The organism is Pedobacter sp. 01N310, assembly GCF_056399805.1.
This window is the reverse complement of record NZ_JBFTSB010000009.1, coordinates 129,308-146,094: the sequence shown is the minus strand read 5'-3', so window position 1 is coordinate 146,094 and position 16,787 is coordinate 129,308. Positions and strand designations below refer to the sequence as shown.

Annotated in this window: 9 protein-coding genes; 3 read left to right on the top strand and 6 right to left on the bottom strand. The window is 40.3% G+C overall.

Features of this window, described 5'->3' with window-relative positions; genetic code table 11:
- Positions 1-7: 7 nt before the first annotated feature.
- The 6 genes from AC1DNH_RS18175 to AC1DNH_RS18150 form a co-directional block, all read right to left on the bottom strand.
- The gene (locus tag AC1DNH_RS18175; RefSeq protein WP_477609006.1) at positions 8-2,911 is read right to left on the bottom strand and encodes an exo-beta-1,4-galactosidase; all 2,904 of its coding nucleotides are present in this window, start codon (positions 2,909-2,911) and stop codon (positions 8-10) included.
- Between the two features lie 95 nt (positions 2,912-3,006).
- Positions 3,007-3,798: a rhamnogalacturonan acetylesterase gene (locus tag AC1DNH_RS18170; RefSeq protein WP_477581838.1), complete on the bottom strand. Its 792-nt coding sequence runs from the start codon at positions 3,796-3,798 to the stop codon at positions 3,007-3,009.
- 154 nt (positions 3,799-3,952) lie between these two features.
- Complete coding sequence (locus tag AC1DNH_RS18165; protein WP_477581839.1) at positions 3,953-4,720, bottom strand: rhamnogalacturonan acetylesterase; 768 nt, start codon at positions 4,718-4,720, stop codon at positions 3,953-3,955.
- Between the two features lie 148 nt (positions 4,721-4,868).
- Positions 4,869-7,214 (bottom strand): glycoside hydrolase family 2 TIM barrel-domain containing protein, encoded by a 2,346-nt coding sequence (locus AC1DNH_RS18160; protein WP_477625554.1) that lies wholly within the window; start codon positions 7,212-7,214, stop codon positions 4,869-4,871.
- A 19-nt stretch (positions 7,215-7,233) separates the two neighbouring features.
- Positions 7,234-9,075, bottom strand: a complete 1,842-nt coding sequence (locus AC1DNH_RS18155; RefSeq protein WP_477581845.1) for a rhamnogalacturonan lyase — start codon at positions 9,073-9,075, stop codon at positions 7,234-7,236.
- Between the two features lie 20 nt (positions 9,076-9,095).
- The gene (locus AC1DNH_RS18150) at positions 9,096-11,516 is read right to left on the bottom strand and encodes a carboxypeptidase-like regulatory domain-containing protein (protein WP_477625553.1); all 2,421 of its coding nucleotides are present in this window, start codon (positions 11,514-11,516) and stop codon (positions 9,096-9,098) included.
- A gap of 449 nt (positions 11,517-11,965) precedes the next feature.
- Here AC1DNH_RS18150 and AC1DNH_RS18145 point away from each other — a divergent pair, with 449 nt between their 5' ends.
- Genes AC1DNH_RS18145 through AC1DNH_RS18135 form a run of 3 tightly spaced genes read left to right on the top strand, consistent with a single transcriptional unit; the run spans position 11,966 to position 16,464 of the window.
- Entirely contained in the window at positions 11,966-13,969 is a 2,004-nt protein-coding gene (locus tag AC1DNH_RS18145; RefSeq protein ID WP_477584113.1) for an alpha-L-arabinofuranosidase C-terminal domain-containing protein, read from the top strand.
- 16 nt (positions 13,970-13,985) lie between these two features.
- Complete coding sequence (locus AC1DNH_RS18140) at positions 13,986-15,524, top strand: alpha-N-arabinofuranosidase (RefSeq protein ID WP_477610981.1); 1,539 nt, start codon at positions 13,986-13,988, stop codon at positions 15,522-15,524.
- A 4-nt stretch (positions 15,525-15,528) separates the two neighbouring features.
- A complete protein-coding gene (locus AC1DNH_RS18135) occupies positions 15,529-16,464 on the top strand; it encodes a glycoside hydrolase family 43 protein (protein ID WP_477584117.1) in 936 nt (311 codons plus the stop codon).
- Positions 16,465-16,787: the final 323 nt, after the last annotated feature.

Below are 16,787 nucleotides of genomic sequence, written 5' to 3'. Positions count from 1 at the left end.
GCTTATCTTAATTGGTTTTTGGTTTTACTTTTAACTCATCCGGACTATCTTTTGTAAAGGTATCGAACTGAATTTTCGATGGACTTTCGAAGATATCTTTTACGGTGTTAAAAGCCACTTCATATTTTGGATTAAACTGGGCAGACATCATATACTGCTGTAAACTGAAATAAAGTTGTTGTGCAGCAGGAGCCTCTTTTAAATCAGGTGAGAGGTTGGCACTCGAAACCACTAATTTACCCTTGCCTATTTTTGCTTCGAAAACCAGCGCCAAACGGCGGTTCAAAAACCAGGTATCAATTGGTTGAATAATTGGCTTAAATCCTAAAGGAAAATCTTCGAGATTCATTACCTGCGATTTGTTTACGATTTCCCACCACTGCATATCGCTATGGAAATCGGTCGGGAAATTGTTAAAAGCTGCGTTTTTAGGATCACATAAAATGCCCAAAGTATGTGGCGGGCGCATTTTAAACCACGATGTATTCCAAAAAACAGGCAGAAAAGTCTGCACCACTTCTTTCCCTTTCACCACTTTGCCTGCTGCATTGAGAAAAACATTGCCGCCCTCGGCCAAAACGGCCTGTGCTTTGTCATCTAAACTGGTACAGTAATATACATTGCTTTTAACCTGTGGCAATTGCGCAGGGTAAACCCAGAAACTCCAATCGTTGGCAAATTCAGTTCCATCAACGATAACCTCCAGTTTCAGTTTTGTTGCTTTTGTAATACCATTTAACGGAAATTTAATTTCTCCGATGGCAATACAATTGGTAACAGCTAAGGTTTTAGGATTGAAACTGCCTTTTGCCACATTTGTGCCGCTTTCATCTTTGAGTGTCCAGGAGAGTTTTGCATTTTCAATAGGCGCCTTTCCGAAATGTGCCACTTCTACCGCAGCTGCTAAAGTTTCGTTATTGGTAAAAACAAACTTTGAAACTTTTAGCAAAGGCACTGTGCTATTAGAAAAACGTTTGAATTCTTTAGCGCTGATATAACCTTTTTCATCCCAAAAGGCATCCAATACGCCTACAAGTGCTGTTCCCTGTCCTGGATAATCATTTAGCGACAATAACTGATAGCCATTGTAATTCGGCGTACGTAATGCTTTTTCGATTTCATTTTTATAACAAAGGGCTTGTAATTTACCCGAAGCCATTAAAAAGTCATGTCCCTGATCGGCCATGTCGTGGTCTTTAAGATCTTCCTGAAACATCTCAAAATTTTTCGCACGATAAACACCTGTATATTTTTTTATTTCATCGAAATTAGGGAAAGCACAATACTGGCCCATTTCGTGTGCTACAAAAGGCACGGTAAACTGTTCGATCTGTTTGGCATAGGTAGAAATACTTTCTGGTTTTCTGCCCCAATCTAAACCCCTGGCACCAGCACGCACCATAAACTCGTTGTTCGGAATAACTGGCCAGCTACCACCAACTGATGCTCCGGTATATAATCTTCTCGAATCTTTAGCTTTCCAATAATTATTGAATTTGGTAAGGTAATCCACTTGTTTGCCACGTGGTTCATTTCCATAGGCCATCATGCAGAAAGAGGCATAATTGCCATAGTTTTTGGTCATACGATTGGTTTCGTCGTAGATAAACTGATCAATCGGTTTTCCATCTCCGATAGATGAACCATGATTGGCCCAGCTTGGTCCTTCTGGCTGAAGATAAAAGCCGATTTGATCTGCAGCGATAAAGGCAGCTTCTGGCGGGCAAAACGAATGAAAACGCATGTGATTTAACCCATGTGCCTTTGAAATTTTAAAAATGCGTACCCATGCAGCAACATCCATTGATGGATAACCTGTTAACGGAAATTCGCAATTGTTAACGGTTCCACGCAAAAAAACCGGGCGACCATTAATTTCAAAAGTTCTGCCTATGGCTTTAAACTCACGCATACCGAATTGTACCTTTTTCTCATCTTTCTTGCCATCTTTCGATAGTAAAGTAGCTGTTAAACGGTACAATGCCGGATCGAACTCATCCCAGGTGGCTATTTTATCGCCCATTGGCAAATTGATTTCCAAAGCACCGTCACCATTTGTAATTTGGTAAGCTGCTGTTAAAGGCTTAACCTGAAGTGAATTTTTGGTATTGAAAGTTGTAGCGGCAAGCGTAATTTTCCCGGTAGAAGATTGTTTAGCATTGGCTTTAAGCTGAATTTTAACCTTGGCAGATTTGTTCTTTAAATCGGGATAAACCTGAATATCTTCAAAATAAACAGGCGAACCGGCAATTACCTCCATTTTTCCAACTACACCATTCCAGTTCCCTTGAGTGTGATCGGTTAAACTATGTGAATCCTGTCCCACATTTATCGCTTTGATACGGTTATCGATCAATAAAGTGATGGTATGTTTTCCCGCTTTTAAATTTGCTGGGAGTTCGAAATTTTGTGCAACCACAAAAGTATACTGTGTTCCGATTTCGATATCATCTATCCAAACCTTTGTTTCTGAATGGGGATATTCTAAGGATAACACTAGTCTTTTACCCTTCCAATTGGCAGGAATTTCGATATCTTTTTGATACCACGCTGCGCCTGTATAATGTTTGGCGGGCGTTAACCAGAAAGGTATTTTTATATTACCTGGTTTACGGTATTTTTCTAACCGGGGATGAAAAAAGTACGAGCTATCATAAATACTTCCTGTCCATTTTGTTTTGAGGGTAATGTCATCGCCCTTTAAGTTTTCGGCCATTGAGCCTGGCAGATTAACGGATTCGGGGAGAACAGTTGAATACCATTTTCCTTTTACACCTTCATCTTTAGCATCAATTTTGAAACGCCATTTACCAGCAAGCGAAATGCTTTGGGCATGCATCTGCGTGATGCTTAAGAATATAAAAGCAATGCCTATCAGCACTTTGAAAACTCGGTTAACCTGTATCTGCATAAAATTGAACGGTTTATCACCGCTGGTATTTGGTTAGGCGGTTAAAATAACACAATATTGGCAGGAAAGCATCCTGTAGTATCCTGCCCGATGGCTTATTTCAGGTAGCTATTCAGTTTATTGTTTTTTAATTTCTTTAGGCCTTCTACAACAGCAGCTGCATTTAACTTTGCTCCTGCTTCGTTGGTGTGTGTATGGTCTTTCTCGGTAAAAAATGCTTTTACCTCACTCGCGCTTAAAGCAGCATATTTATCTTTAATGATCTGATTCAATGGAATGAAATCGACTTTTTCGGCTTTTGCCACCTCTTCGGCCCAGCTGGCATAACTATCGTTGGCCAGAACTATAGCATTATCCTTAACCGGATTGCGTGGAATAGGTGAACATACAATCGCTGTTGCGCCTTTAGCTTTAATATCGCTGATAAATTTGCGCAGGTACCAACCGTAGGTATAAACCACTTCCTGCTTTTTCTTGATCGGGTTGTAAATTTCTCTACTTTCCGTTCCGATGCCTTTTATGGTACCACGGGCACGGGCGGTATCGTCTAATGGGCTGCTATCGTTATGGCCAAATTGCATCATCACAAAATCTCCTTTCTTCACCTTAGCCAAAACCGCATCCCACAAACCATTGGTTTGAAAAGTACGGCTGCTGGTACCGCCAAGTGCATTATTTTCGACATTGATTTTTTCGGAATTAAATAAATCTCCGATAAAGCTTCCCCAGCCCCATAAAGAACCATCACCCTTACCTTTTCCGTTTTTAACGGTCGAATCGCCAATGAGGAATAAAGTGGGTTTTACCTGCTGTTTTAAGATAATGCAGGAAGAAAAAACAATAAAAGCAGTTAAGAGAATGAGGGATAGGTATTTTGTTGATTTCATGATTATTGCCCTTCGGGATTGATTACACAGATTAATTTATTACAGCCTTCGGTGTGATTACACCGATTGTTGGATTACAACCTTCGGGATGATTACACCGATTGTGGGATTACACGGATTTATATGGTCTTTTAGCTTTAGTCTTTCTCCTTTATTAAAGCAGATACTTTTTCAAATTACAATCTTTTAATTCCCTGATTCCTTCCACAACAGATGCGGCGTTAACTTTTGCGCCTTCTAAATTGGTATGGGTATGGTCGCCAGGGAAATAGAGTTTTACCTTATCTGGGCCGAGTGCATCATATTTATCAGCCGTTATTTTATTCAGGTCTACAAAATAGGCATTTTCTTCTTTGGCAACTTCAGCGGCCCACTTCCCGAAATCGTTATTGGCTCGAACCACTTTACCATCTTTAAAAATATTTCTGGGGATCATCGAAAGTACAATCGGTGTGGCGCCTTTTGCCTTAGTTTCACGCACAAATTTGCGGATATACCAGCCATAGGTATGTACAGTTTCTACCTTTCCATCTGGCCAGGTTAATACTTTGGTTTCTTCGCCGGTTCCTTTTAACACACCTCTTCTACCTGCTTTTGTGGTATCAGGAACACTTCCATCATTGTGACCGAATTGCATGGTAACGAAATCACCCGGTTTTAATGTCTCCAGAACTTTATCCCATCTGCCCTCCGATAAAAAGGTACGGGTACTTCTTCCGGCCATTGCATTATTTTCTACATGGATTTTTGTGGTATCAAATAAAGAAGCAATCGGTGTTCCCCAACCCCAGGTTTCTTTGTTCGAGTTGCGGACTGTAGAATCGCCTATGGTATGTAATGCAGGTTTATCGCCTTTTATAAATGCCGAAGCCATAAAAATGATGGCTATTGCGGTAAGTAGTTTTATGGGTGTTAATTTCATTTTATTATTATTATCAATGTTGACTATTGGTTAATTTGAGTGCTGTCATGTTGAGCCTGTCGAAACACCTTAAAGCATATTTAGAAAAGTCCTTCGACAGGCTCAGAATGACAAATCTATATTTATTACACAGTCTCGAAAACCGACATTATTTATTACCCACTTCTAATTTTACAGCCGCACCATCAAGTCCATCTGCGGCAGCTTTAACTTCAATGGTTCCAACTCCATTACCCTTAATAAAGGCCATACAAACACCTTGGTAAGCATGTCGCTGTGTAGCTTTATACATTTCGTGACTGGTTATATTGCCATTGTCAACAGCATCGATAATTCCACTGACAGAAATGGTAAACTTAATCAGTTGATCGGCATTTGGGCAAATATTTCCATTTTCATCGTAAATTTTTGCGGTTACAAAAGCCACGTCATCCCAGCTGTTACTGATTTTGTTTTTATCAACTGATAATACAATTTTAGCTGGCTGACCTGCGGTTTTAAGTTCTTCTGATGAAACTATTTTGCCTTTATTTTTACCAACCGCTTTAATACTGCCTTTCTCGAAAGTTACATCCCATAAACGTGGAGAATCATCAGTTGGTTTAGGTTTACTGCCCAGTGATTTTCCATTTAAAAAAAGTTCAACTTCTTCGCAATTGCTATAAATGGCAACCTTTGCGTCATCGTAAGTATCAAAATCGGTAGGTGTCCAATTGTTGATCCAGACACCTGCGCCCGCATTATCTTCTCTACGGACAATGTGTACAACAGGTTTCTCCGACCACCAACTCTGGCGCTGCAAACTTTGCTGTTTCCAACTGCCAATCCTATCGAACAAACCCTGTCCATTGGTAATCTGGGGCCAATCGGCTTCTCCAAGATAATCAAAACCCGTCCAAAGGAACTGGCCTGCCATAAAAGGATTATCGCGAAGTGCCAAATATTGCTGAATTACATGCGTATTTTCGGTGCCGATTACTTTTAAATTTGGTTTTTGATTGTGTAGGGCTACCAATTCATTTTCTCGGTAATTCTGTCCAACAACATCCATAGTTTCAGCAAATCCGTTGGTGTAAACCTTCGAATTGGCCGGACGGAAAAGCGCCATGGTTACCGGACGGCTTGGATCGAGCAGATGAATAAGATCCTGCTGATCCTTATATTTTTTGAATCCCTCCGGGCTGTTTAAATCATCATGGATTTCGTTTCCAATACTGTAAATTACGATGGATGGGTGATTGCGGTCGCGCATCACCATATCGCGCGTATCGCGCTCCCACCATTCGGTAAAAAATCTATTATAACCTTTTTCGCCATTGTTTTTTGGCGAGTTCCAGGTATCGAATGTTTCATCCATCACCAAAAAGCCCAGTTGGTCGCATAAATCCAAAAATTCTGGTGCAACCGGATTATGAGCAGTTCTGATGGCGTTTACCCCTACTTCTTTCAAGCGTTCTAAACGGAATTTCCACACGCTTAACGGCACTGCTGCACCAATTGCGCCACCATCATGATGCAGGCAAGCTCCTTTTAACTTAAAGTTTTTGTCATTTAACCAGAAACCTGTTGCAGCATCAAACTTAAAAGCCCTGATACCGAAGGTATTTAACTGATCATCAATAACTTTTCCATTTACGGTTATCTTGGTTAAGGTTTTATACAAATCCGGACTTTCCAGGTTCCAAAGTTTTGGATTGGTCACTACAATATCCTGATCTATATTCATATTTTTTCCTGCAGCGATGGTTTGCTTGCTCTGGGCAGTTTTAACAATTTTTCCGGCAGGATCTAAAACAGCTGTTTCTACAATAACCTGAGTGCTTTGGGCAGATTCGTTTATAAGGTTTGTTTTTACTTTAACCGTAGCTTTTTGCGCGGTAGCATCTGGCGTAGTGATATAAACACCCCAATCTGCAATATGAACGGCATCTGTTGCTACTAAACGCACATGCCTGTAAATTCCGGCACCGGTATAATAACGCGAAGCAGGCTGTACAGTATTATCAGCCTTTACAGCAATGACATTTGTTTTGCCTTTACCAAATTTTAAGTGTTTGCTCAAATCGTAAGCAAAGCTAATATAGCCATAAGGACGTTTGCCAAGATAAAACCCGTTAATCCATACCTCACTATTGGCCATTACGCCATCAAATTCGATCGTTACTTTCTTTTTCGCAAAGCTTTCATCAAGATTGAAACTTTTGCGGTACCATCCGATGCCCGAAGGCAAATAGCCACCGCCACGGGCAGTTAAATTGGCTTTATCGTAAGCCCCTTCGATACTCCAATCGTGCGGGACATTCAATTTCCGCCATTTGGTTTGATCAAAATCAGCTTTTTCGGCGCCCTGAACATCGCCTTGATTAAAACTCCAGTCCTGATCAAAAGGTGTTATTACCTTCGCCTGTTCTTTTACTACCTGCGCTACTGCAATTGTAGCATAGCAGCTAAACAAAAATGTAAAAATGAGAATATATAATCTGCTATTAGTCATAGTGTGTTTTCGGATTCGTTTATTTTTTTGGTTCTACCAAAGTTATGTGTGGTTTTGGTGCTTTCTTCATTCCGAAACCGAAATAGAACCCCGTATGTGGTGGTTGGTTATAACCATCATTTTGCCAGGCAATACCTAAGCGGTACTGCGGATCGTGCATTAAGGTATAGTTGCGGTATTCGGTCGGAATAGTGGTGCTATAAATCCTTAAACTTTGATTATCCTCAGCTCTTAAAATCAATTCTTCGCGCCAATCTCCAAAAATATCAGCGCTTAAAGCTGGGGTAGATTTAGTTCCGTTGTTAGAAACGGCTCCATCTGCCGTAAAAATCCTCCCGACATTGTACTTATCTATACGATTACCATCTAAAAGTTCCCTCGACAAATCACCATCCCAATAAATTAAAAAATTAGTTGATCGGGGTTGATTACCGATCCGATTGCCCTTGATATCAAATAATCCATTCGATCCCGACCACCACATCTGTGCGCCAAAACGGGTATTATCGATATTATCGGCTACTCCTCTGCCCACATCTTCGTCTTGCGATCCTTCCCATAATATTTTGCCTGTTTTGGCATCATAAACCGCAGCTCCTGGGCCTTTTGTACCTTCTTCTATTTCGTGTACACCAAAAACTTCTAAACCTGGGTGTTCCGGATCAAGGTCTGAAACATGAATGGCATCACCATGCCTTAAGCCCGTAGTGTACAATCCCTTTCCATTATCATCTACACACATCGAACCGTAAATAATTTCATCTTTTCCGTCCTGGTCTACGTCTGCAACGGTTAGGTTATGGTTTCCCTGCCCAGAAAATGAGTTTTTAGCATCTTTAGTATCAAATACCCATCTTGAAGTTAGTTTGCCATTACGCCAGTCCCAGGCTGCTAAAACCGTTCTGCCATAATAGCCTCTGCACATCACTACACTTGGATGGATCCCATCTAAATAGGCCACACAGGCATTAAACCGATCTACACGGTTACCCGTATTATCGTTTTTTCCGTTCCCACCTCTACCACCCCAGGCGCCAATATTGCCACGGGCAGGAATATAATCTGTTGTGGCTAATGCCTCTCCGGTTTTACCGCTAAATACGGTTAAAAATTCAGGGCCATCCAATATTTTACCGTTGGGATTGCGCCAATCTTTAGTCGCATCGCCAATTACTTTTCCTTTGCCATCTACCGTTCCATCAGCAGTTTTACATACCATTTCTGCAATACCATCACCATCCAGGTCGTACACCATAAATTGGGTATAATGAGCGCCTTCGCGGATGTTTTTCCCTAAATTAATCTCCCACAAAAAAGTTCCATCTAATTTATAGGCTTGAAAAATCGGCGGATCGGTAATACCGTTTGATGAATTATCCCTGCTCCGGCCAGTTTGGTGCAACACAATTTCATATTCACCATCTCCGTCTAAATCGCCTACCGAAGCATCGTTAGGCGAATAACCAGCTGGTGTTTTTAAAGGAATAGTTAAATATTGCTGAATAGGTGGCTTGACTGGCAACGTAAAAGATTTACTGGCTTCCGATTCACTGCCTTTTAAAATTGGTTTTACGAAATAGCTGTTCGGAAGATCGAATTTAACCCCTACATCTACAAAATTGGTGTTCTTGGTAATCGGATCGTGATTGAGTTTTATGGCTTCATTATTTCCGCTTTTGCGGTATAGGTTAAAAGCAATGTCATCGCCATCGGTACCCAACATCCGCCAGCCTACATAAACAGAATCGTTATTTTGTCGTACAGCAATTACACCACGTCCCAGTTTTTCCATTTGGCGCTGAGCGAAAAGCTGTGTAGCAAAGAATAAACTGAAACTGAAGATTATAATAGTTTTGATCATAATAGCTTATCTCTGAATGGTTATTGAACTTTATAGCCTGTTTTCGCCGATACGGCCACTCCTTTATCGGTAATTCCATCGGCTTTGATCAAAATATCAGCTTTGTTATCTCCATTAAAATAAGTGATAGTTGCTTCACCATTTTCGTTGGTTTTTACAGCTGGTGCCCAGAAAACGGTGGTACGTAAATCTTTATTTGGTGTTGCCGGACTGCTGTAATTTGGCGAATAAAAAGTTCTTGCGGCATAATAACCGTTTAAATTTAGGTTTAGCAAGTCTAAATTTGGTCCGCGCAAAGCCTCATCCTTTAAATTAAGGCTGATGAGGTACACATCTTTTCCGGTACTGTTTAATAAATGCTGAATTCTAACCTGATTAATCTGATCCATGGTTAAACTGTAGTAATCTAAGCGTTCGGTAAAGAGTTCCTGCCTGTTGTTTACTTTAATAACCGGCCTAACTTTTTTTCCATTGGCGATAAAGGTGACTCCTTCATTACCCAAACTATCGTTTTCTTCCGCTGGATAACTTCCTTTAGCCTTTGTTAACAGAAAATGTTCCAATCCCTTGTAAGAATAATCGGCTGCTGTAATGTTGAAAACTTCCTCGGGATACCCAAATGAGGTAAGTACATCCTGAAACAGAACCACCTTGTTATTCTGGGCGGCCTTAATTTCAATATCGTTTAAACTGATCGAATCGCCAAACTTGTAAGTGCGGTTATAATCCATGCGTTTACCGATTTCTACGTTCAAGGTGTTCGAAATTCCAGGTGAGATCGTTTTTAACGGCGCTAAATTTAAAGGTTTAATCAGCGTATCGATCTGTAGCCAGCCACCCTTTTTCCCTTTATCATCTTTTGATGAAATTTTTACCGTTTGATTGCCATACCAACTCAACCCATCCAGAAAATAACGTCCGCTCTGATCGGTTTTCGTAGTGAAAATTTTATTGCCTGTAAAGTTGGTACCAAATAGGGTAATATTCATATTCGGAATGGGTTTATCGGCTAGTTTCTCTCTTACCATTCCTTTAATTGTGATGCCAGGCTCGGGCAAATAACTTATTTTAATAGCCGAATCGGCCAGTTTTCTCCAGATATAATCTCTCCAGCCCTGGGTAAGCAACAATAAGTCGAGCTGTTTTAAACGAGATGGATTTTTAGCATCAAAATATTGTGCAGCATTTTTAATATCTCCCTTTACTTCCGATTGCAGCATCAAATACGATACAATATCATTTCCATCATCTGGAATAAGTCCATCAACAGCAGCTAAGGAAAATGCTGTTTTAGCTGGCTGACCAAGAAAATTGGTCGCTTTTACCTTAATAACCACTTTCTCTCTTGGTTTATAAGCTGCTTTGTTTGGGCTTATTGAGAAATTGACCTTATTTTCGTCTTGTATAAAAATAAGCCGTTCACAATTAGGCCTGTTCTGGTCATCTAGCAGGGTTATGCTTGCAATACCATTCGGAAAACCTTTTGTTGGGATAGATACCGATACTATAGCTTTACTTAATTTGATCGATCCGGAATAAATATTATCGCCTGCATGTTTAATTACAAGCGAAATGCTTTTATCCTTCAACTCGCCGAACATTAACTCGTTGGCACTGATACTTGCTTTGATATTTAAAGAATCAGTAGTAATATGTAATGAGAGGCCTTTTTTAAGGCTTAAGGGCATTTCCGACGAAAATTTTTCTTTGCCATAAAATCCCTCAACCTTATATTTTTCATCCGTTTTGGGTGTAAAAGCAAAAATGCCCATGCCCGCATCGGTACTTTGAAAAGTAGTTACAGTATCTCCTTTTGATGAGATTACACTTCCTGTGGCTTTAATCCCATTGCCAATGTCATCATTGGTTTTAAAGGCTACAATACTGGTTAATCCTTCAACCAGCGAACCGCCCTCCGGGAAAAAGGCTATCGATTTTTTCGAATTGGAAACATCGTTTTTCTTGACCGGATTTCGGGTAAAATAAGAAGCGTTTTCAATAATGTTATTGCTAATGTGGATCCGTTTTTGAAAAACAAAATCATCGCCAAAGTTTCGCATCCAATTGGTGTAAGCCCTAATGGCGTACCAACCAGAAGGAATAGAATCTTTTAATTTAAAATCTCCCTTTCCCAGTCCACCATCCAACCTGATCATTTTCCGGTCTAAAACTTCCGATTTTGGCGAAAGCAGCTCCACATATAAATTATTGCTGGTAGCGGTTAAATTGCTACTTTTTCCATTTACCAAATAGGCGCTAAACCATACATCTTCGCCAGTGCTGTAATAACTGCGGTCTACCTGTAGGTATGATTTCTCAAAAAAGAGTTTAACCGATTGTTTATCTGTAGCTTTTTGTTGCGCCGAACCACAAAGTGTTGCTGCACTTAAAAAGCCAAGCAAAGTATATTTTTTAAGATTCATAATTCTTTTATCAAGCATGTGAACCAGCTATTTTGCACATAAAAGCCCTACGGAATAAAATAGTCAATATTTGAATATTGAAGAAATGAAGGCTCATCATGTGTTATTGGTTAGCGGATCATAACAGCCGTTGGGTAGCAGCCATTAAATGATTCATGTCGAATGTAAATAGTATATCTTTAAGGCGCATCCTGTAGTATCCTGCTTTTTGACGATGACAATATGTTATAAGAAAGATTTTAAAGGTTTCTGCTCAATAAATTTTAAACATCAAGTAAAAAGTTACTTTACTAAACCCTTTTACTACCTCAATCCATATTTGAGATACTTGTATCATTTTCCCCGATGCTAAGATTGTAGAATTTACCAACAAAATCGTTGATGAATAAAAAAATAAATGTTTAGATAACGTTTATTATTTTAAATATTTTACTTTTACCATTAGGATCTTCCAAATATTAAACCGTATGAAATTAAATTACCCTGTAAAAAGTGTGTTTTCGGCATGCCTGGCATATGCAACAATTGGAATCGGGTACACTCCCGAAGTACAGGCACAAACTGCAAAAGTGATCAAAGTTAAAACAGACCACTCCATTGCCAAGGTGCAACCTAATATGTGGGGCGTTTTTTTTGAAGACATCAACTTTGGTGCTGATGGCGGCATTTATGCCGAACTGATTAAAAACCGCTCATTCGAGTTTGCAAAACCGCTAATGGGTTGGTCCATTCAACGAAAAAGACCACAGGAAGGTGAAATTTTGGTGGTAAACCGCAAGGAAGTAAACACCGCCAATCCAAGATACTTACAGGTAAAAAAACAAACTGACGATTTTGAGTTGATAAATGAAGGATTTAAAGGTATCGGCGTAAAAAAGGGGATGCGATATGATTTTTCTGTCATGTACCGTCAGGCAAAACCTGGTGTTAGGTTGACATTACTCTTAAAGGCCGCAGATAATAAAGTTATCGGACAGGGAAGATTAACCCCAGATCAGACCGGTGGCGATTGGAAAAAGCAATCAGCAAGTTTTACTGCGACAGAAACCGATCCAAAAGCCAGATTTTCGATTGTGTTTCAGGGAAATGGAAACATTGATCTGGATATGATTTCGCTGTTTCCAGGCGACACCTGGAAAAACCGCCCACAGGGATTAAGGGCCGATATGGTACAGTTATTAGCTGATATGAAACCGGGTTTTATCCGTTTCCCTGGTGGCTGCATTGTAGAAGGCACCGATCTGGCCAACCGTTATCAGTGGAAGAAAACCATCGGCCCGATCGAAAACAGGCAATTGATTATGAACCGCTGGAATATTGAATTTGCACACCGCCCCGCACCTGATTATTACCAGAGTTTTGGTTTGGGTTTTTTTGAATATTTCCAACTGGCAGAAGATATAGGCTCTGATGCGCTACCAATACTAAATTGCGGCATGGCCTGTCAGTATAATTCAGCCGAAGTAGCGAGCCTTGATGAACTCGATCCTTATGTTCAGGATGCGCTGGACCTGATCGAATTTGCCAATGGCGATGTAACAACCAAGTGGGGGAAAATGAGGGCAGATCTTGGTCATCCAAAACCTTTCAATTTAAAAATGATGGGGGTTGGAAACGAAAACTGGGGACCACAGTATTTGGAAAGGCTAGCAATTTTCACCAAGGCCATAAAAGCCAAATATCCTGATTTTAAACTGATCAACAGTTCTGGTACCGGTCCGGATGGCGACCGTTTTGACTTATTGAATACTACTCTAAGAAGCAATAATGCCGATTTTATTGATGAACACTATTACCGCCCTGCTGATTGGTTTTTGAAAAATGCCGGCCGTTACGATAACTACCCAAGAAACGGATCGAAGGTTTTTGTTGGCGAATATGCGGTCCACGCAGACAATAGTATAGTTGGAAGTAACCGCAACAACTGGCAAAGTGCTTTAGCTTCAGCTTCATTGATGACAGGCTTAGAGCGCAATGCCGATGTGGTACAGATGGCTTCTTATGCGCCGCTTTTCGCCCATATTGATGCCTGGCAATGGGCACCCGATATGATCTGGGTAGATAACCTAAAATCGTACGGAACACCTGATTATTATGTACAGAAACAATTTTCTACGAATAAAGGAACCGATGTAGTTTCGGTTACGCTTGATGAAAAGAATATTATCGGCCAGGATGGCCTTTACGCATCTGCGGTAACCGATCAGGCAAAAAAAGAACTGATCATTAAAATTGCCAACAACTCCGATCAGGCGCAAAACATTGATTTCGACCTGGAAGGGAAAATGAAACTAAAAAGTAAGGCCACCAACGAGGAAATAGCGAACAGTAACCTAAATCAACTCAATTCTTTCGAAAATCCTGAAGCGGTTAGCCCACAAAAAAGTACTATTAATTTAAAAGGCAAAAAGCTCAACATCACTTTAAAACCTTATTCTTTTAACGTTATCAAAATTCCATTTAACCAATAGATTTAACGAGATCATGATGAAAAAACTTATCTTATCTGCGGCTGTATTCTGCAGTTCTATTTTAGTGCATGCACAAAGCGAAACCCAGTTAACCATTAAACCAGCAGGCGATCAGATAGTGAGCAAGCACATTTACGGTCATTTTTCCGAGCATTTGGGCCGCTGTATCTATGATGGCTTTTGGGTGGATGAAAACTCGACTATTCCCAATAAAGGAAGAATCCGTTTAGATATTGTAGATGCTTTAAAGAAGATAAAAGTTCCAAACCTGCGTTGGCCAGGCGGCTGTTTTGCCGATGAATACCATTGGAGAGATGGCATAGGGCCGAGAAATCAACGTCCGAAAATGGTAAACACCAACTGGGGCGGCGTAACTGAAGACAATAGTTTTGGTACACACGAATTTCTAGACCTCTGTCAGATGCTCGATTGCGAACCTTACATTGCAGGTAATGTAGGCAGCGGAACCGTTGAAGAAATGGCCAAATGGGTAGAATACCTGAACTTTGATGGTGTAAGCCCGATGACGGCCATCCGCAGCCAAAATGGTAGAGAAAAACCCTGGAAAGTGTCTTTCTGGGGTGTGGGTAACGAAAGCTGGGGTTGTGGAGGAAACATGACGCCTGCTTATTATTCTGATTTATACCGCAGGTACGCCACTTATGCACGTAATTATCCGGGCGCTCCGCTAAAAAGAATTGCCAGCGGTGCAAATTCCGACGATTACAACTGGACAGAAACCTGCATGAAAAACATCGGCAACCAGATGTGGGGATTAACTTTACATTATTACACCATTCCAACAGGAAACTGGGGCAAAAAAGGATCGGCTACCAAATTTGATGAAGCACAATACTTTTCGACCATGAAAAACTGTTTAAAAATGGAAGAACTGGTAACCAAACACTCAGCAATAATGGATAAATACGATCCAAAAAAGAAAGTGGCTTTAGTGGTTGACGAATGGGGAATCTGGACGGATGTAGAACCTGGAACAAACCCTGGTTTCTTGTATCAACAGAACAGTTTACGCGATGCTTTAATTGCTGGTACAACTTTGAATATCTTTAATAATCACTCCGATCGTGTTAAAGTAGCCAACCTGGCACAAACAATTAATGTTTTACAGGCCTTAATTTTAACCGAAAAGGATAAAATGATCTTAACCCCTACTTATCATGTTTTTGATCTGTACAAAGTGCATCAGGATGCAAAATATCTACCGATTGCCTTTACCAGTCCTGATTATACTGTAGGCGATCAAAAAATTCCGGCTTTAAATGTTTCTGCTTCTCAGGATGCAAGTGGTGTAATCCATATCTCATTGGTGAATTTAGACCCAAATAAAAAAATTGCCTTAAGCACCGTTTTAGATGGGTTAAAATGGAGCTCGGTTACAGGACAGATTTTAACCTCAGCCAAACTTACCGATGTAAATACGTTTAGCGATTCGAATAAAGTACACAATGCAAAATTTACTGGTGCAAAAAAATCAGGAAATTCGCTTAAAGTTGAGTTGCCTGCGCAATCAGTTGTGGTACTCGAATTAAAATAAAATGATGAAAAAACTCATATACCTTTCTATAATCTTACTATCGGCTTTTTTTAATGCTCAGGCACAGTCGAAAAAGGAGGTTTATCTCTTCGCCTATTTCAAAGGTAATGGGGAAGACGGGTTGCATCTGGCCTATAGTAACGATGCATACAAATGGACCGCGCTTAAGAATGATCAATCGTTCCTTACGCCTACGGTAAGCAAAGATAAATTGATGAGAGATCCTTGTATTATCCGAGGGGCTGATGGCTTATTTCACATGGTTTGGACAGTAAGCTGGAAAGATAAAGGTATCGGTTATGCCAGTTCGAAGGACCTGATTAGCTGGAGCGAGCAGCAGTTTTTACCAGTAATGGCTAAGGAAGATGGTGCGAGAAATACCTGGGCTCCTGAAATCACTTACGATAGCCGCACCAAGACCTATATGATTTATTGGGCTACAACCATTACGGGTAAGTTTAATGAAACAGCCTCAACAGAAGAAAGCGGTTACAATCACCGTATGTATTACGTTACAACCAAAGATTTCAAAAATTATTCGGAAACCAAACTGCTTTACGATCCGGATTTTAATGTGATTGATGCCACTATTGTAAAAAACGGGAAACAGTTTATCATGTTTTTAAAAGACGAGACCCGTGAGCCCGCTCAAAAGAATATCAAAATGGCTTATGCCGATCAATTGATTGGTCCTTACAGCAAAGCGGGAAATCCAATTACGGGAAATTATTGGGCTGAAGGACCAACAACCTTAAAAACCGGCAATAACTGGATGGTGTATTTTGATAAGTACCGCGACCATAAATATGGCGCAATCCAATCTGCAGATTTAAAGAACTGGACCGATGTTTCTGATAAAATCTCCTTACCGAAAGGTTTACGACACGGAACCATATTAACAATTAAGGAAAAAGAACTCGAAATCTTATTAAAGCAATAGGAGTTAAGAAAGCGAAATAATACCTGATTCTCCGTGGTCTGTGTCCGCACAGACCACTTCTACGTATCGTCCTGCTGAACTTGTTTCAGCATCTATAATACTTGATATAAAACTTTCTCAAATAAGATCCTGAAACAAGTTCAGGAGGACGATCGCCTTTAGATTCATCATCATTTCGATCACCATTCCCTGGTCTGTGTCCTCACAGACCTCTTATATTCATGGATAAGATTTCTCTCCCGAAAGTTCGGGACTGCACTTCAGTCGAAATGACGCCTTACATAATAGATCCTGAAACAAGTTCATGAGGACGGACCACGAAA

Coding starts and splice junctions, on each gene's coding strand:
- AC1DNH_RS18165 (WP_477581839.1), bottom strand. CDS start 4,720: ATGAAATTAACACCCATAAAACTACTTACCGCAATAGCCATCATTTTT.
- AC1DNH_RS18135 (WP_477584117.1), top strand. CDS start 15,529: ATGAAAAAACTCATATACCTTTCTATAATCTTACTATCGGCTTTTTTT.
- AC1DNH_RS18150 (WP_477625553.1), bottom strand. CDS start 11,516: ATGCTTGATAAAAGAATTATGAATCTTAAAAAATATACTTTGCTTGGC.
- AC1DNH_RS18170 (WP_477581838.1), bottom strand. CDS start 3,798: ATGAAATCAACAAAATACCTATCCCTCATTCTCTTAACTGCTTTTATT.
- AC1DNH_RS18175 (WP_477609006.1), bottom strand. CDS start 2,911: ATGCAGATACAGGTTAACCGAGTTTTCAAAGTGCTGATAGGCATTGCT.
- AC1DNH_RS18160 (WP_477625554.1), bottom strand. CDS start 7,214: ATGACTAATAGCAGATTATATATTCTCATTTTTACATTTTTGTTTAGC.
- AC1DNH_RS18140 (WP_477610981.1), top strand. CDS start 13,986: ATGAAAAAACTTATCTTATCTGCGGCTGTATTCTGCAGTTCTATTTTA.
- AC1DNH_RS18145 (WP_477584113.1), top strand. CDS start 11,966: ATGAAATTAAATTACCCTGTAAAAAGTGTGTTTTCGGCATGCCTGGCA.
- AC1DNH_RS18155 (WP_477581845.1), bottom strand. CDS start 9,075: ATGATCAAAACTATTATAATCTTCAGTTTCAGTTTATTCTTTGCTACA.